We start from the raw sequence: 19,108 nt of genomic DNA on the forward strand, positions 1-19,108 counted from the left end.
GGTTTTATATTTGCATCGTTATTTTTAATTATTCCAAATAAACAATCATGAAATATATTTTACTCCCAACATTAACCCTATTATTTAGTTTGTCTTGTTTAGCACAACAATCAGCAAATGCTTCTGATAACACAATTTTTGGAGAGACTACAACGTCAGAATTTGATACTATAAAAAACAAAAAAGGAGGCATTCTTAAAGAAGTTATCATTACTTCCAACAAAGAGAAAAAACCAGTTTCTGCATTACGATCCGGTTTGAAACCAATGGATACTCCACAAAGCGTTCAAGTTATTGGTGCCGAAGTTATCACTCAACAACAAGCAATTCGTTTGAGTGAAGTTATCAAAAATGCCAATGGTGTTTACGTAGGTTCGGCTCGTGGTGGCGCTCAGGAATCTTTTTTCTCAAGAGGATATGACATGTCTGCCAATAATATGTTGAAAAATGGTTTCCGTTATAATGCAGGTTCTATACCAGAAGTTTCAGGTTTAGAAAAAGTAGAGTTTCTAAAAGGTGGTTCTGCCTTATTATACGGAAACGTTGCTCCCGGAGGTATCTTAAATTTAGTAACTAAAACCCCGTCTTTCCATAGCGGAGGAGAAATTTCAATGCAAGCGGGGAGTTATTCCTATTACAAACCATCAATTGATTTTTACGGGCCTTTAAATAAGCATATTGCGTACCGAGTTACAGGTTCTTACGAAAACTCCGAGAGCTTTAGAGATGTAGTTAAAAATGAACGTTTGTATGTCAATCCGTCTTTTCTTTTTAATGTAACCGATAAAACACAAATTACTGTACAAGGTGATTATTTAACTGCAGATTGGACTCCAGATTTTGGAACAGGGATTATTGGCAAAACCATTTTAGATTTACCTCGCAATAGTTTTTACGGAGCGCTTTGGTCAAATGGAAATACTAAATCAGCAAGTGCTTCGGTATTACTAAACCATAACTTTAATGACAATTGGAAATTAAATTTTAATACCTCGTTTCAGAATTATAGTAGAGCATCTAAATCAACTGCACAGTTATCAAATCTTGATACCTACGCAACTCCAGGTGACTGGAATAGAGGATTAGTACAAAATGAGAATGCGGAGCAAATATTTGGAGACCAATTGAGTTTGCAAGGAACCTTCAAAACAGGAAGTATCAAACATCAAATATTCACAGGTGTAGATTACGAAAATTCATTGGCTACAGCTAACACATTTGCTTTTTATGATGCAAGCGGCAAAGTAATCACAATTTATGACAAAATAAATTTGTTTACATACGATCCAAGTGCTCCCACAGTAGCGATTCCAAATTCCAGATCAACACAAACTGTCTTTACAGACACGCAGCGTTTTGGGATCTATGCGCAAGATTTAATCTCCTTTACTGAAAAAATCAAGCTTTTAGCAGGATTGCGTTGGTCTTGGCAAGAATCGCAAGCTACAACTCATAACTTGACTAAAAATCCGATAACGATTACCGAAGGAACCAAACGATTAGACAATGCCTTTTCGCCAAAAATTGGATTGGTATATCAGCCAACAAAAGACATGTCATTATTTGCAAGCTACTCGAATTCGTTTACTCCTAACACAGGAACTACAGTAGACTTAAAACCATTAGAACCTTCTATTATAGATCAATACGAAGCTGGAATCAAAAAAGATTTTTGGAGAGGCGCTTTAAGTACTAATCTAACGGTGTACCAAATTACAAATAGTAACTTAGTTCAAACTGCGATTTATAGAGCTGACGGAACCTTAAACATAAATCCGATAGATACTAACTTGAGAGAATTAAGCGGTCAAACAAAAAGTAAAGGTGTCGAAATAGACGTTACTGCAAGACCTTTTGCAGGATTAGGAATTAATGCAGGTTACTCTTATAACGACATGCGTTATGAAAAAACTTCAGGTTTAAACGGTAGCCCAATAGTAGGAGACCGTTTAGCAAGAACTCCTGCAAATACAGCTAATTTAAGCTTTTTCTATACTGTACAAACGGGACTATTAAAAGGAATTTCTCTAGGAGCAATAGGAAACTACATCGGGAATCGTGTAGGCGGATGGAACAATCAATATGACAGTACTAGACCAAATGGTATTTGGGATAGAGAAGTTCCTTTAGACGGATATAGCACTATTGATGTATCTGCAGGATATGAATGGAAAAAGTTTTCCATCTTGTGCAAACTATCTAATATCACCAATGAGTTGAACTACACGGTACACGAAAATTATAGCGTAAATCCAATCGCACCACGTCAAGTGCTGACAAGCTTAAAATATAAATTCTAATATTCAACTCCTATTTAGGAAAGCGAAAGTATTTTCCTGCTAAGAGTTAGCATACTAATAAAAAAATACCCCCAAAAAGTCTTTCACTTTTTGGGGGTATTTTTATGGAAATAAATGGAACAATGCTGCCATTAACCCATCAGAATTCCATTTTTTTCAAGTAATTCAAAGAGAGAGATACTATCATTTGGCTCATATTTTTCCACACCACTTTGATACCATTTTACAATCAAACTCATCTGATGTGTGGTATAACCATCTGTGTCGATACTTAAACCTAGCAAACCCGCCATAAGAAAATCTTCCAGAACTTTGTTCGTCACAATACATTCTGGAATGCCATCAGTAATACATCCGTTCATTGACTCATAATCAGATCTTCCTGAATCAAATCCAGCAATAAAAGCTTCATTCCTTTTTGCATAATTAAATTCTAAAAATGGGTTTAAACCAATTGCATATCCTTCAAAATAATGTTGTCTATAGGCTGGACTAAATATTTTTTTCATTGTTATACTAAAGTATTAATTGAGAATTCCGAAACAAACATATTAACAATATTTCAGTAAGTATATAAAAATCGTTTAAAGGATAAAATACTCTTTAAATCACCATAGCGGTGACGTTAATCGATAAAATAGTATCAAATTGCAAAAAACAGAAACGCATATCAACAAAAATCCCAACACTGAAAATTTTCAGTATTGGGATTATAAATCAGAAACAATTTTTATTTATTTCAATCCGACCAAACTATGTTCGATAGTTTCAATTTTTGCCAAAGCATCTGCCTCTTTTTGTCTTTCGTTTGCCAATACTTTCTCCGGCGCACCAGCTACAAATTTCTCATTTGCTAATTTATTTTGAACGGATTTCAAGAAACCTTGCGTGTACACCAATTCAGCTGTAAGTTTAGCAATCTCGGCTCCTACGTCAATGTTTCCAGTGATTGGAATAAAATATTCATTTGATTTTACACGGAACGATAAAGCACCATCTACTTTGTCCGAAACATATTCAAGTGAAGTTATATTTCCTAATTTGGTTACAACCGAGTCAAAATAAGGAGAAGATTTGTCATTATTTACCACTTTCAGTTCAATAGTATCTTTGAACGGAATGTTCTTGTCTTTACGAATCGTTCTAATTCCAGAAATCACTTCAATCGTGTTTTCAAAATTAGCAATTAATGCTGCGTTAAACGGTTTTATTTCTGGCCAAGTCGAAACAATCAATGCTTCTTCGATAGTTCTTTCAGTGATAATTTGCCAAATTTCCTCAGTCAAAAATGGCATAAACGGATGCAACAATTTCAAGTTATTCTCAAGCATTTCTATGGCTTTCGCCAAAGTTAGGCTGTCAATTGGCTGTTGGTAGGCCGGTTTGATCATTTCAAGAAACCATGAACAGAAATCATCCCAAACTAATTTATAGATTCCCATCAAGGCATCTGAAATTCTGTATTTCTCGAAATTATCTTCAATTTCTAGAAGGGTTTGTTGCAATTTAGCTTCATACCATTCAATCGCTACTTTTGAAGATTCTGGTTGTGGAATAGTATCTGAAACTTCCCAACCTTTTATCAGTTTGAAGGCATTCCATATTTTATTAGTGAATGCTTTCCCTTGGTTACACAATTCTTCGTCGAACATGATATCGTTTCCTGCCGAAGCACTCAAAAGCAATCCTACACGGACACCATCGGCACCAAATTTCTCAATTAAATCTAAAGGATCCGGAGAATTCCCTAATGATTTAGACATTTTACGACGCTGTTTATCACGAACCAAACCAGTCAAATATACATTTGTAAACGGTTTTTTACCTGTGTATTCATATCCTGCAATAATCATTCTTGCTACCCAGAAAAACAAAATATCTGGACCGGTAACTAAATCATTCGTTGGATAGTAGTATTTAAAATCTTCGCTTTCCGGATCCATTATTCCTCCAAAAACGGACATTGGCCAAAGCCAAGAAGAGAACCAAGTGTCAAGAGCGTCAACATCTTGTCTTAAATCTTTTGTTTCAAGTTTCAGGTTTAAAGTTTTCTCTCTCGCTAGCTTTAAGGCTTCCTCAATATTCTCGGCAACCACGAAATCTTCTTTTCCGTCCCCGTAGAAATAGGCTGGAATTTGTTGTCCCCACCATAATTGACGAGAGATATTCCAATCGCGGATATTATTTAACCAATGTGCATACGTATTATTAAAACGAGCTGGATGCAATTTGATTTCGCCATCTTCCAAAACAGATTTGATTGCCGGTTTTACCAAATCTTCCATTTTCAAGAACCATTGGTCAGATAAACGAGGTTCGATAACCGCTTTTGTTCTTTCTGAAGTTCCCACTTTATTCAGGTAGATTTCAGTTTTTGCTAAAGCACCAATTGTTTCTAATTCTTTGGCAACAGCCTCACGAACTACGAAACGATCTTGTCCTTGATAGTGCAATCCAAAGCTATTCAAAGTAGCATCCTCATTGAAAATATCAATAATTTCTAGATTGTGCTTTTCTCCCAAAGCTTTATCATTCATATCGTGCGCCGGAGTCACTTTCAAACAACCAGTACCAAATTCGATATCAACATATTCATCTTCAATAATTGGAATTACTCTGCCGCAAATAGGCACAATCGCTTTTTTTCCTTTCAAATGAGTAAAACGTTCGTCATTTGGATTAATACAAATTGCGGTATCTCCAAAAATAGTTTCGGGACGCGTTGTTGCAATTGTCAGGAAATCTTCACTTCCTTCGATTTTATATTTTAAGAAATATAGTTTTCCTTGTTGTTCCTCATAAATTACCTCTTCATCAGACAAAGTAGTTTTTGCTTCAGGATCCCAGTTTACCATTCGGTATCCTCTGTAAATCAAACCTTTGTTGTATAAATCAACAAACGAACGAATCACAGATGCTGACATATCAGGATCCATTGTAAACTTAGTTCTTTCCCAGTCACAAGAAGCTCCCAGTTTTTTCAATTGATCTAAAATTACACCACCATATTTATCGGTCCATTCCCAAGCATGTGCCAAAAATTCTTCGCGTGTTAAGTCATTTTTATTGATTCCTTCTGCTTTCAATTTGGCAACTACTTTAGCTTCAGTAGCAATTGATGCGTGATCTGTTCCTGGCACCCAGCAGGCATTAAATCCTTTCAGACGCGCTCTTCTGATTAGTACATCTTGAATGGTATTATTTAGCATGTGTCCCATGTGCAAAACTCCAGTTACATTAGGCGGAGGAATTACAATAGTATATGGCGTTCTGTGGTCTGGCTCCGAGTGAAAATAATTATTTTTCATCCAGTAGTCATACCACTTATTCTCAATAGTTTTAGCGTCAAATTGTGCAGGAATTGTCATAAAAAGCAACTGTTAAAACCAAAATTAAACTTTGGTCTGATATTTGTAATTCTAATTGGGAACAAAAGTAAATAATTAAGTACACTATAAAAAGAGAATTAAAAATTTGTACGTTAATTAAAAGAAAGTAAATTTACTAAATGAATTTAAATATTAAAAAATGAAAAAAACAATAGCTTTATTCGCATTCGCATTAATTAGCAGTATTAGTTTTGCTCAGAATGGTCCAAAAATTGAATTTGCAGCCAAAGACAATACTATTGACTACGGAAAAGTTACCAAGAATGATAATGGCTCTCGTGATTTTATCTTTACAAATACAGGCAATGCTCCATTAATTATTACTAATGTACTCTCTACTTGTGGCTGTACAGTACCTACAAAACCAGATGCACCAATTATGCCTGGAAAAACTGGAAAAATTACTGTAAAATACAATATGGCTCCTGGACCAATCCGAAAAACATTAACGGTAGAGTCCAATGCAGTTAATTATGATGGTGGAAGAGTTGCTTTGAAAATTAAAGGAGAAGTTATTTCTAATTAATCCTTTCGTCAGAAATTGATTTAAAACGCTTTTGGATGCAGGTCCAAAAGCGTTTTTTGATTATAAAATATTGTATAATTGAAACCTAAATTTTAAGATTTGACTATTACGCTCCACTTCTAGAGTAATCCATTTATCTTCTTCCGCTTTAAAAAGAGCATTAATTTCTTGTAATGAAAGTTTATGAATGGGATTGTTATTAATCAAAATAATTAAATCCCCTTTTTGCAATCCTACATTAGCAGCTGGTGAATTTTCTCTAACATAGGCAATCTCATAAATAGGTTTTAGTTGAAATTTATATTTAAAGTCATCCATAAATACTTTAACACCACCAGACTCATTATATTTTGTAGACAACGGAACCGTCTCCATTCTAACGGTTTCCTGAACCCACTGCAATCCACTTTGTTGTATCTCAACTCCACTTTTATTATAACTAAAAGGAGCACTATAATCCTTATTCTTTTTTAAATGTATTTGACTGTTTGGATAATCAAAAACAACAGCAAAACGCTTCATAATCTCTCCTCCTACTGAACCTTTTCGATCTGGCACCATATTAACATTCCTAATGGATAGTGAATCTGGAAAGGCTACGACAGGATTATTAAATTCAAAATCTCCCATCTCAAATTTTTTAATCAAGGCTCTTTTCCCTTTGACATCTCCGCTAAAGCCTCTTCCTAAGAAATCTTCAAAATTTTTATTTGGAATTTTAATCAATTCCGAACGATCTTGGAACAACCATATTGCATCGCTGTTTCCTATATCTATCAATAACTTCACAGGAATCTCTTTATTATCTTGAATTATTGTACTTTTTAAATAAGGTTTTGATTTTTCAACGGTAATAGGAATTGTTCTAAAACTTTTTTTAATCTTTTTTCGGTTTTGGCTATTGTCTTTATACACTATAACTCTCTTTTTGCTATAATTAACTTCTACTAAATTATTTCGAAAAAAATGATATCCAATGATCCCGTTAACTGGAATTCCAACATGAGACGATAAATTAAAATCAGGATCCAAAATAATATAAAGCATGTGATTGCGATACTTCATACTATTAAATTCTAAAATATTATTGGTCGATTTCAACCCTTCAACAGCTTCTTGCCCGCCCAATCCTTTCAATAATATTTTTTCTGCATTAAAAAAGCGAACTTCCTTTTTATCTTCTAAACTAAACAAAATGGTTTCGGCTACGCCAGTATCCAATAAAAAATTCAATTCTACTCCATTTACTTTTATAGGTACAAAGACTAAATTATTAATCAATTTAAAAGGTACGCTAATTTTATTCTTATTTTCATCAAACTGAAATCCTTGTTGCGCAAAAACAAAGCAAGTAAACAAGTGCAGGAGAATTATAATTATTGTTTTTTTCATTATTAATCTTTTACATAAAAATACTAAAAAAATCATATCAAAAATGCAGATTTAACAATATATACGCATATTGATTGTAATAAATTCGAAAAAAAAATTGCAAATTTGCAATTCAATAATTAAGACTATGCCAAAAATATCAAACAAAGGCAAACAAATGCCGGAATCGCCAATACGAAAATTAGTTCCATACTCAGAAATAGCGAAAAAAAAAGGACATAAAGTATACCACTTAAACATTGGCCAACCGGATATCAAAACTCCCGAAGTTGCCATGAATGCAGTTAAAAATATTGATTTAACTATTTTGGAATACAGCCATTCTGCTGGGAACGAAAGTTATAGAAAAAAATTATCAGCTTATTACACCAATCAAGGTATTTCAGTAAATATTGAAGATATCATTATTACTACTGGTGGATCAGAAGCCCTAATGTTTGCTATGGGAAGCACCATGGATCAAGGTGATGAAATCATTATCCCAGAACCATTTTACGCGAATTATAATGGATTTTCAACTGCTTCTGGAGTAACTGTAGTTCCTGTAATTTCGACTATTGAAACTGGTTTTGCATTACCTGCAATAGAAGATTTTGAAAAACTTATTACTCCAAAAACTAAAGCTATCCTAATTTGCAACCCAGGAAACCCAACTGGATATTTATATTCGAAAGAAGAAATCATGCAACTGGCAGCATTAGTAAAAAAACATGATTTATTCTTAATTTCTGACGAAGTATATCGTGAATTCACCTATGATGGTGATATTCATTATTCAGTGATGAATGTTCCCGGACTCGAAGAATACGCAATTATGATTGATTCGGTTTCTAAAAGATACAGTATGTGTGGGGCAAGAATAGGATGTATTGTTTCTAAAAACAAAGAAGTAATGGCTACCGCAATGAAATTTGCGCAAGCAAGATTAAGTCCGCCAACTATTGAACAAATTGCAAGTGAAGCGGCTCTTGATACTCCAAAAAGTTATTTTGATGAAGTAATTTCAGAATACAGAGAACGCAGAGACACTTTAGTAACGGAGTTGAACAAAATTGAAGGCGTTATTGTATCAAAACCAAAAGGTGCTTTTTATTGTATTGCACAACTTCCAGTTGACAATGCTGATAATTTTGCACAATGGCTATTAGAAACCTATGATTTGAATGGTGAAACTGTAATGGTAGCTCCAGCTGCCGGGTTTTATTCGACTCCAGGAATGGGATTAAATCAGGTTCGAATTGCTTATGTATTAAAAAAAGAAGACTTAATAAGTGCGGTATCAATTTTGAAAGCAGCAATTCCTGTTTACAATGCAACGCAATCAAAAAACTAATTTAAGCTTTGCTTTTTTAGTGCTAAACTGACACCTAAAACATCCCTATTGTATCAAAAGGCAATAACTATTGAAGTTATTGCCTTTTGATTTTTAAAACTAAAAAAAACTAGCCTGTGACTTTGTAGCCTATAAAGTCATCATTAAATAGTATGCGCTTTAGAAATTCTTTAATTTTTATTATTTATCTTTACGCCTTAAATATATACACCCACAATAATAGTTGCTTTTAATGATAAAAAACGAAGAATTTCAAGACGAAATAGGAGATAATCATGTAAGTTTATCCGCAAAAAATCCAGTAAGAGATGATGCTTTTGATATTACTGATGATGAAAAAATTGAGAAAATAAAAAAAGACGTTGAGAGTATTCTACTAACACTAGGAATGGACTTGACTGATGATAGTTTAAAAGGCACGCCCAATCGTGTAGCAAAAATGTTTGTAAAAGAAATTTTTGGCGGTTTAAATCCTGCAAAAAAACCAAAAGCATCTACGTTTGACAATAATTACAAATACGGCGAGATGTTAGTAGAAAAAAACATTATTGTTTATTCTACTTGTGAACATCATTTATTACCAATCATTGGAAGAGCTCATGTCGCTTACATTTCAAATGGAAGCGTAATTGGGTTGTCTAAGATGAATCGTATTGTTGAATATTATGCCAAAAGACCTCAGGTACAAGAGCGTTTAACGATGCAAATTGTTCAGGAATTACAACAAGCATTAGGAACTGAAGATGTTGCTTGTGTAATTGACGCCAAACACCTTTGCGTTAATTCAAGAGGAATCAGTGATATCGAGAGTAGCACTGTAACATCCGAATTTGGTGGAAAATTTAAAGATAATGTAACTCGCAGAGAGTTTTTGGATTATATCAAATTAGAAACAAAGTTCTAAAATAGAAATAAATTTCACAGTATCGATAAGCCCTAGCCCTGATGGAAGCGGTATCCTTTTTATGGTTTCTTTGCCATAAAAAGATTAAGCGTAAAGCAGGAATAAGCTCCTAAAAAATAAAAAATGCCATTATATAGTAGCCAAAATCTAAAAATATACAATTCTCTTTCGGGAGAAAAAGAAATTTTCACACCAATACATGAAGGAAATGTAGGAATGTACGTTTGCGGACCTACGGTTTACAGCAATGTGCATCTTGGAAATGTGCGTACCTTCATGTCCTTTGATGTGATTTTTAGGTATTTTTTGCATTTGGATTACAAAGTGCGCTACGTCCGAAACATTACTGATGTAGGGCATATTGTGGATGATGTAGATGAAGGGGAAGATAAAATTGCAAAAAAAGCGCGTTTAGAGCAGCTAGAACCTATGGAAGTAGTGCAACGCTATACGGTGGATTTTCATGATATTTTAAATGAATTTAATTTCTTACCGCCAAGTATTGAACCAACAGCAACAGGTCATATTATTGAGCAAATTGAGATTATTAAAACCATCATCGACAAAGGAATTGGTTATGAAGCCAATGGATCTGTTTATTTTGATGTGGTAAAATTTAATGAAACCAATCATTACGGACGATTAAGTGGCCGTAATATTGAGGATATGCTCGCAAACACCCGTGATCTTGACGGACAAAGTGATAAGAGAAATCCTCAAGATTTTGCACTATGGAAAAAAGCAGAACCACAACATATCATGAGATGGCCTTCGCCGTGGAGTGATGGATTTCCAGGGTGGCATCTGGAGTGTACGGCAATGAGTACGAAATATTTAGGCAATCATTTTGATATTCACGGAGGTGGAATGGATTTGAAATTTCCACATCATGAATGTGAAATCGCTCAAAATGAAGCCTGTACAGGTCAAACTCCTGTTAATTATTGGATGCATGCCAATATGCTTACATTGAACGGTAAAAAAATGGCTAAGTCTACCGGTAATAACATTTTACCAAGGGAAATATTGACGGGAGAAAACACCATTTTAAGTAAAGCCTTTTCAGCATCGGTAGCACGATTTTTTATGTTGCAAGCACATTACAGAAGTATTCTTGATTTTTCTGATGATGCCATAGTTGCTGCAGAGAAAGGATACAAACGATTGATGGAAGCAATGCATTCGTTTAAGGATATCACTGCTGACGCAAAAAGCACTCTGGATATCTCTACATGGAAACAATTGTGTTATGATGCCATGAATGATGATTTCAATACTCCAATTTTAATTGCGCAGTTATTTGAAGGTGTCCGTTTTATCAATTTATTGAAAGACGGGAAAGAAACATTGAATACCGAGGATTTAAATTCTTTTGAAAAAGCAATGAACGGTTTTGTTTTTGAAGTACTAGGATTGGAAGATGAAAAAGTTTCTGATAGCAGTAATGACAAATTAGAAGGAACAGTTAATATGCTTATTGACATGAGAAAACAAGCCCGTGACAATAAGAATTTTGCACTGTCGGACCAAATAAGAGATCAGCTAATCGCATTAGGAATTCAGCTAAAAGACGGAAAAGAAGGAACTACTTTTAGCATTTAGTTTTTTCTTACCAAGTAACTGATTAATCCCGAAAACTAATTTTGATTAACAAAAGTGAAGTTTTAAATGCTAATACTAAAGTCATGTTATCAAAAATAATTGTTTATCCCTTTTTATTATTGGTTCGGTTTTATCAAGTTGCTATTTCCCCTTTTACTCCTGCAGCCTGTAGATTTGAACCTACTTGTTCTTCTTATATGATTCAGGCATTACAAGTACATGGCTTATTTTATGGTGGTTATTTAGGATTAAAACGTATTTTGAGTTGCCATCCTTGGGGAAAAACAGGTTACGATCCTGTTCCAAAGAAAGTATGCAATCACAAACATTAACTTTTTTTAAATACGAAATTGTACTTTAAATCTTTATTTTTGCGACTAATAAACAAAATTAACACTAAATGACACACGCTTTAAACATCGTTTGGAATCCAGCAGAAGGAATAGATTTAGGCTTTTTTATCATTAGATATTACAGCTTAATGTTTGTAATTGCTTTTGGATTAGGCTGGTACATCATGAAACACATTTTTGAACGCGAAGGAGAATCTATAGAAAAACTTGATTCTTTGTTTATTTGGACGGTTTTAGCAACCTTAATTGGGGCGCGTTTAGGGCACGTTTTCTTTTATGATTGGGAATATTACCGAAATCATTTATTGGAAATCATTTTGCCTTTCCGTTTTTCTCCAAGCTTTGAATTTACAGGTTACCAAGGCTTAGCAAGCCATGGCGCTGCCATTTCTATTATAATTGCTATGTACTTTTATAGTAAAAATGTGCTTAAAAAACCACAAATGTGGATTTTAGACCGAGTGGTAATTCCTGTAGCTAGTGGAGCCATTTTTGTGAGATTAGGTAATTTTTTTAATTCAGAAATTATTGGACATGAGACAACATCTCCATTTGGAATAAAATTCATAAGAGATCATTTTAGCCCAATGGACGCTGTGAATGCGACTCAAATAGCGAATCCTAAAGATGCCTATAAAGCAATAGCAACTGATCCTAAATTTGCTTCTTTATTAGAACAAGTTCCTGCAAAACACCCTACTCAATTATATGAAGCTTTTTGTTACATTTTTGTTTTTGCAATTTTATTTTTCTTGTATTGGAAAACTGAAAAACGAAATAAAACAGGATATATATTCGGTATGTTTCTAGTGTTATTATTTTCTGTTCGTTTTGTAGTAGAATCAGTTAAAGAGAGTCAAGGTGGTTTTGAAAGTGCCTTAGGATTATTTTCTACAGGACAATGGTTGAGTATTCCTTTTATTCTAATAGGACTCTATTTTATTTTTACTGCCGAAAAACCGCTTAAAGTATAAAACATTAAACTTTCTTTATAAAACAAAAAAGCTTTCCAAATGGGAAGCTTTTTTGTTTTTATCTTTTTAATGAAAAGTGAGATTTAAATTTTTTAGGAATATCTTGTTCTGTGTACTCAATAGTAAACCAATAATCATTGGCTGGCATTGGTTGTCCTATATACGTTCCGTCCCAACCTATTCCATCTGGAAAAATTTGTTTTAAAAATTTACCATGACGATCAAATATTAGAATTTTAGAATTTAATTGATCTTGCAATGCAAAAATATTCCAAGTATCATTATACCCATCATTATTAGGAGTAAAGAATTTAGGATAATTAATAACTAAAACATTCGTTCGGGTTATTGGCGGACTGCAACCATTCTTGTCTTGAACTGTAATGGAATGAGTTCCTAAAGAAACAAATTCGAAAACTGGACTTTCTTGAAAGGGTCCATCATCTAATTGATACAGATAATCTCCAGTTCCTGTAGCGATAACAGTGACTACTTGATTTTCTACAAAAGCCTCTGAAACTGTCCAATTTACATCTAAAAGTGTATTTGATGGAGAGACTGTAACATTAATTGTTTGTGAGGTGGCACACTGATTTGAGTTTGGTGTAAAAACATAAGTACCACTTGCCATATTGTTTATAATTCCTGGTGACCAAGTTCCTGATATTCCATTTGGAGATGTAGCACTCAAAATTGGTGTAAAACCTCCCATACAAATTGAAAAATTAGAGAAATCAGGAGAAATAAGTGGATTAACTGTAACTGCTAATGTTTGATTATTAGCACACTCTGAGGCATCTGGAGTAAAAACATAACTCCCACTAGTTGTATTACTAACTGTTGATGGCACCCAAGTTCCTGTAATTCCATTAGGAGAGGTTGCTGCTAATATTGGTGCCGTAGATCCTGAACAAAAGGGAGCAATTGCAGAAAAATTAGGAGTAGTCTTTTGAATAATAGTAACATTTAGTGTTTGTGTTGTCGCACATTGATTTGGACTAGGCGTAAAAACATAAGCTCTACTAACTGTATTACTAATGGTTGAGGGATTCCATGTACCGACGATTCCATTTGGAGAAGTATTAGCTAAAAGTGGCGCACTAGTTCCAGTGCAAAAAGGGGGTATATTAGCAAAATTTGGCGTAACAACAGGTACAATATCAATAGTCACACTAGTTGGTGTTACAGATGTACATTGACCAGAATTAGGTGTAAAAGTGTAAGTAACGGGGCCTAAAATAGCTGTATTAACTGTAGCCGGACTCCAAGAACCTGAAATAGCGGGGGTATTATTTGAACTTATTGGTAATATTGGCGCAGTAGCATTTTGACAAACAGTCGTTGGTATGGAAGTAAAAGTTGGGGTAACTAATGGCGTGACAACAACATTCAAAGTTTGAGTTGTAGCACATGGGAATAAAGTTGGATTTGGAGTAAACACATAACTCCCACTGATTGTATTACTTATTATTGCTGGAGCCCAAGTTCCTGTGATTCCATTTGGAGATGTTGGACCTAATATTGGTGCTGGAGTTCCGGTGCAAAAAGGAGCTATAGCGGGGAAATTTGGAGTTACTGTAGAAGACCCGCAAGGCACACTACAAGTAATAGTTTGTGGAGGCACACAAGGATGCGTAGCTGAAGACAACGTTAATGTAGCTGATTGTCCAGGAAACATACCAAATACCTGTACATGGGAAACATTGGTATTTCCAGTTACAGGAGAACCTCCTTGAATAGTATATGTATAATTATAAGAATTAGATATCAAAGTATTATTAGACCAATCAAAAAATACAGAAGAATCTTTATCAGCTTGCAAAATCTGCGAAGCATCACATCTAAAATTAAGAATAGTTGCACCATTATCCGCAACTACAATAACATCAATTTTTGAACGTGTACTTTCAATACCACCAACAGTTTCACTAACATAATAAGAAGTGGTTCCTACCGTAGCTGTTGAGGGAATTGGAGCGGTTGTTGATGCAGTTCCAGCTGTTGCATTCGTTCCATACCAATTTAAAGTTCCTCCTGGAGAAGCAGTAGCAGTCAAAGCAACTGCAGTTGCATTTTGGCAATAATAAATAGGAGAAGTCACAGTAGGTGGCACAACTAGAACAAATAAAACAAAACCCTTAGCATTAGCATTTATTTCTGAAGTGATAACCGAACCTTTTTTAATCAATTCAACACTGCTATCTTCCATGCCAATACTGTTGGTTTTAGCATGAAGAATTGCATTTGATAAAATTGTAATCAAGAAAATAAAAACGAAAGACTTAATAAATTTTTCCATTATCAGTTAGGTTTTAATTTCATCTAAAAAGCAGTGAGCTTTAACAAATATTTAGTAAATATATAAATTTTATACTTTCATAATATATAAGTATTGAGATATTAACTGAATCTAAATGATCTAGAAAACAAAACCGTTGTTTTACAAAGGAAATGAAACACCAAAATCAATATTTTTAGTATTATAACCGGAATTAGAATCTTGTAATCCTGCGTTAGAAACATGACGAAAATTAGGTCTTATATCAATTGTAATAGTATTGATTTTAAAAGTAATTCCTAATGCTAGAACGTCAGAAAAAGCAAAACCTTTTGACAACCGTTCTGTTTCTGTATCAGTATACATAGGCCCAACACTTCCTAAAAAATAAATACTTGCTCTTTTAAAAATAGGTTTTCGCATCAAAAAGCCAACATTAAAAACATATTCTTTTATGTCTTTTAACTTGGTATATCGTTCTCTTTTTTCAATATAATTTGGATCACTAGGCTGCACAAAATAAAGATTCAAAAGCTGGTGTTTTGCAAAGTTCAACTCTGGTTGTAACAAGAGCTCATACCTAAAGTTTTTTGTTTCTTTTAATGCATAATACAACTGTAATTTGTAATAATTATTAGTATACGTATAATCGCTATTCTTCAATTCCTTTCCAAAACCATAAGCCAGACCTAATTTCGTTTTACTTCCTCTATCTTGTGCATAAAATGTTTGACATATAAAAACAATAATTAAAACAAAAAATATTTTTTTTGACATAAAATTCATTTTAAAACCAATTAGTTTCCTCACTAATAAATTACAAATAAAAACTATAAATTCTAATTAATGGATAAAAAAAAGAGATTCAACTTACGCTGAATCTCTTAAATAAAATCTATGTAAAAACTATTTTAGTTTTCTTGATGTGCTTCTTCTACTTTGTTTTTATCTTCTTTAGAGATAGTGTCAACCAAAACTGGTGTAGCGATAAACAATGACGAATAAGTTCCTACAATGATACCAACTAACATAGCGAATATAAATCCTCGGATAGATTCACCACCAAAAATAAACATGATTAATAAAACCACAATCATTGTTAATGAAGTATTGATTGTTCTAGACATTGTAGTATTAATAGATTGATTTACAATTTCAGCAAAAGAACCTTTTGTTTTACCAGCTAAAAATTCACGAACTCTATCAAATACAATAACGGTATCATTCATAGAGTACCCAATTACGGTAAGAATCGCAGCGATAAAATGCTGATCGATTTCCATTCCAAAAGGCATAAATTTATAACATAAAGAATAAATTCCTAATACAAAAATAACATCGTGCGCTACTGCTGCAATCGCACCTAAACTATATTGCCATTTTCTATAACTGATCATCAAGTATAAGAATACAATAGCCATTGCTCCAAGAACCGCCCAATAAGCATTAGTCTTGATATCCTCGGCAACCGTAGGACCTACTTTAGATGCTTGAACAATACCTAAAGTTTTACCTTCGTAAGCATTTACAAATTTCTCATACGTCATATCCGCTGAATAATGCTGTTTTAAAGTACCAAACAATAATTTGTTTACTTCTTCATCCGCTTTAATTCCTGGCTCTTGAACTTTGTATTTAGTTGTAATTTTTAATTGATTAGTATTACCAAAAACTTTTACTTCAGCACTACCATCTAATACTTTAGCTAGCTCTGCTTTTACCGTTTCAGTTTCAATTGGTTTTTCGAAACGCACTTGAAATGTTCTTCCTCCAACAAAATCAACTCCCTGATCTAAACCATTTGTTGCCAAAGAGATTACACTGATGACAACTACAATACTTGAAAATAAATACGTCCATTTTTTCATTCCTAAGAAGTCAAAATGAAAGTTGTTAAACATGTTCTTAGAGAAGTTTGTAACAAACGTCAAATTATTCTTTTTGCTTATGTTCCAATCAATAAAGATTCTTGCAATAAAAATAGACGTAAATAATGACGTTATAATACCTATCAATAAAGTTGTAGCAAAACCTTTAATTGGTCCTGAACCAAAAATAAACAAAACTGCTCCCGTTAAAATGTGCGTTACATTCGCATCAGTAATAGAAGACATTGCACCTCTCCAACTATAAGAAGTCTTAACCGCTTCTTCTAGCGTTTTACCTGCTCTTAATTCTTCTTTTGCTCTTTCGTAAATAATGATATTCGCATCAACTGCAGTTCCCATTGTTAAAACGATACCAGCAATACCTGGTAATGTAAGAACAGCTCCAAGACTTGCTAAAATTCCGAACAAGAAAAGTAAGTTAATTGCCAATGCAATATTAGCATACCAACCCGCTTTACCATAATAAATCATCATCCAAAGCGATACTAAAAGCAACCCTATTATTGCTGAGTTCGTTCCATTATCAATTGCTTCTTGACCTAAGGATGGTCCAACAACTTCTGATTGAACAATATCAGCAGTAGCTGGCAATTTACCTGCTCTTAATACGTTAGCTAAATCTTTAGTTTGTGTTACATCAAAAGCTCCAGAAATCTCTGATCTACCACCTGATATAGGACCTGTAGAAACTCCTGGCGCAGAATAAACTACATCATCCAGAACAATCGCAATATTACTTTTTTGTGTATAGGCTCTTCCTGTTAATTCTTCCCAAGCTTTTGCACCTTGACCATTCATTTGCATAGAAACAGCTGGTTTTCCTAATTGATCAAAAGTATCTTTTGCATCAGTAATCACACCACCGGCCATAGCAGGCACATTATCTCTATTCCCTTTTAAAGCGTATAACTCTAAAACTTCAATATCTTTAGCTTTAGCATCTTTTATGGTTGTTGGTATACCCCAAACAAACTTAGCATAACGTTGATCACCAGCTAATAAAATTCTTATATCAGCTCTTTTTAAATAACCATTGATTACAGCAGTATCTTTTGGAGAAAAAAGCCCTAAAACTGGACCTCCACCTTGACCAATAATTTTATCGAACAAAGGATTTTGCCCCTTTTTAGCTACTGTGGAATCTTTAGCATCCGTAAGTAAAGCACTTAAAGAATCTTTCACAACTGGTTTTACCTCAGTAGTTTTAATTTCAGTTTTTTTCAATGACTCATTAGCAGCCATTAAGAAATTACCAATCTCTTCAATTTTATAGGTTTCCCAAAACTGCAATTGAGCAGTACTTGACAATAATTTTTTAGCACGATCTACATCTTTAGCACCAGGAAGTTCAACAAGAATTTGACCTGAGTTTCCTAATTTTTGAATATTTGGTTGTGTTACACCAAATTGATCGATACGTTTTCTTAAAACTCCAAAAGCACTTTCTACAGATTCATCAACTTTTCTTTTGATTACTTTTTGAACCTCTGAATCTGTCATTTGAAAATCAACACCACCTTCACCTTGCAAACTTCTATTTGCAAAAATATCAGGAGAAGCTAATTTTACAGTACCTTTTGAGTTTGCTTCAAAAGCATCAAAAAACTTATCTAAATACGGTTTATTCCCTTGCATATCTGCAGATGCATCAGCGAGAGACTTGTTGAAAACTGGATTTTTAGAATTATTAGATAATCCTTTTAAAATATCTTTAACCGATATTTGAAGTATCACATTGATACCACCTTCTAAGTCAAGACCTTTATTGATTTGTTTGTCACTTACCTCATTAAAAGTAAAATCAGTAAAACCAATGTTAAATACTTTTTCTTTACCAATAGAATCTAAATATTTTACTTCTTTGTCAGCATTTCCATTAGCAAAAGATTTTGCATCGCTTTTTACTTTACTTGCGACAAAAGTGAAAGAAAGTTGGTAAATACTTACCAATGCAAATAGAATTGCGAAAAATTTAATAAGTCCTTTATTCTGCATTATTACTAAAAATTAATTATTTTTTATTTATTTATTTTTGCTTTAAACCTTATAGAATAAGACTTGACATCGATTTTTTAAATTCAAAAAAGAATATCTCGAACTACATCATTTTTTTAAACCGAGCAAATATATAATTAACGTTAAGATTAACCAATTTATTTATTAATTAA

13 protein-coding genes are annotated in these 19,108 nt (G+C 33.5%); 7 read left to right on the top strand and 6 right to left on the bottom strand.

All coding sequences use genetic code 11. The annotated features are described in order from the left end of the window. Positions 1 to 47 precede the first annotated feature (47 nt). On the top strand, positions 48 to 2,300 hold the full coding sequence (locus tag V5J73_RS10810; RefSeq protein WP_338645798.1) for a TonB-dependent siderophore receptor: 2,253 nt from the start codon (positions 48 to 50) through the stop codon (positions 2,298 to 2,300). Positions 2,301 to 2,431: 131 nt separating this feature from the next. Here the strand turns inward: V5J73_RS10810 and V5J73_RS10815 are convergent, their stop codons facing one another. Then, the gene (locus V5J73_RS10815) at positions 2,432 to 2,809 is read right to left on the bottom strand and encodes a hypothetical protein (RefSeq protein WP_338645800.1); all 378 of its coding nucleotides are present in this window, start codon (positions 2,807 to 2,809) and stop codon (positions 2,432 to 2,434) included. Positions 2,810 to 3,034: 225 nt separating this feature from the next. Next, on the bottom strand, positions 3,035 to 5,668 hold the full coding sequence (locus tag V5J73_RS10820; protein WP_338645802.1) for a valine--tRNA ligase: 2,634 nt from the start codon (positions 5,666 to 5,668) through the stop codon (positions 3,035 to 3,037). Positions 5,669 to 5,828: 160 nt separating this feature from the next. Here V5J73_RS10820 and V5J73_RS10825 point away from each other — a divergent pair, with 160 nt between their 5' ends. Further along, a complete protein-coding gene (locus tag V5J73_RS10825; RefSeq protein ID WP_338645804.1) occupies positions 5,829 to 6,215 on the top strand; it encodes a DUF1573 domain-containing protein in 387 nt (128 codons plus the stop codon). 60 nt (positions 6,216 to 6,275) lie between these two features. On the opposite strand, the gene V5J73_RS10830 is transcribed toward V5J73_RS10825, so the two are convergent. After that, positions 6,276 to 7,607, bottom strand: a complete 1,332-nt coding sequence (locus V5J73_RS10830) for a PDZ domain-containing protein (protein WP_338645806.1) — start codon at positions 7,605 to 7,607, stop codon at positions 6,276 to 6,278. Positions 7,608 to 7,734: 127 nt separating this feature from the next. Here V5J73_RS10830 and V5J73_RS10835 point away from each other — a divergent pair, with 127 nt between their 5' ends. From V5J73_RS10835 to lgt, 5 genes are all read left to right on the top strand, one after another. Further along, positions 7,735 to 8,940, top strand: coding sequence for a pyridoxal phosphate-dependent aminotransferase (locus V5J73_RS10835; RefSeq protein WP_338645808.1), 1,206 nt, complete (start codon positions 7,735 to 7,737; stop codon positions 8,938 to 8,940). A 232-nt stretch (positions 8,941 to 9,172) separates the two neighbouring features. Continuing rightward, the gene (gene folE, locus V5J73_RS10840; protein WP_338645810.1) at positions 9,173 to 9,844 is read left to right on the top strand and encodes a GTP cyclohydrolase I FolE; all 672 of its coding nucleotides are present in this window, start codon (positions 9,173 to 9,175) and stop codon (positions 9,842 to 9,844) included. Between the two features lie 123 nt (positions 9,845 to 9,967). Then, positions 9,968 to 11,446, top strand: coding sequence for a cysteine--tRNA ligase (cysS, locus tag V5J73_RS10845; protein WP_338645812.1), 1,479 nt, complete (start codon positions 9,968 to 9,970; stop codon positions 11,444 to 11,446). Positions 11,447 to 11,529: 83 nt separating this feature from the next. Then, entirely contained in the window at positions 11,530 to 11,778 is a 249-nt protein-coding gene (gene yidD, locus V5J73_RS10850; protein ID WP_338645814.1) for a membrane protein insertion efficiency factor YidD, read from the top strand. Positions 11,779 to 11,846: 68 nt separating this feature from the next. Beyond that, positions 11,847 to 12,773 carry a prolipoprotein diacylglyceryl transferase gene (gene lgt, locus V5J73_RS10855; RefSeq protein ID WP_338645816.1) on the top strand — a complete coding sequence of 309 codons (927 nt, stop codon included), beginning with the start codon at positions 11,847 to 11,849 and terminating at the stop codon, positions 12,771 to 12,773. Positions 12,774 to 12,831: 58 nt separating this feature from the next. Here the strand turns inward: lgt and V5J73_RS10860 are convergent, their stop codons facing one another. From V5J73_RS10860 to secDF, 3 genes are all read right to left on the bottom strand, one after another. Further along, positions 12,832 to 15,072, bottom strand: coding sequence for a T9SS type B sorting domain-containing protein (locus V5J73_RS10860; protein WP_338645818.1), 2,241 nt, complete (start codon positions 15,070 to 15,072; stop codon positions 12,832 to 12,834). Between the two features lie 141 nt (positions 15,073 to 15,213). Continuing rightward, positions 15,214 to 15,828, bottom strand: a complete 615-nt coding sequence (locus tag V5J73_RS10865; protein WP_338645820.1) for an acyloxyacyl hydrolase — start codon at positions 15,826 to 15,828, stop codon at positions 15,214 to 15,216. Positions 15,829 to 15,962: 134 nt separating this feature from the next. Then, positions 15,963 to 18,935 carry a protein translocase subunit SecDF gene (gene secDF / locus V5J73_RS10870; RefSeq protein WP_338645822.1) on the bottom strand — a complete coding sequence of 991 codons (2,973 nt, stop codon included), beginning with the start codon at positions 18,933 to 18,935 and terminating at the stop codon, positions 15,963 to 15,965. Positions 18,936 to 19,108: the final 173 nt, after the last annotated feature.

This window comes from Flavobacterium sp. KS-LB2 (assembly GCF_036895565.1).
GTDB lineage: Bacteria > Bacteroidota > Bacteroidia > Flavobacteriales > Flavobacteriaceae > Flavobacterium.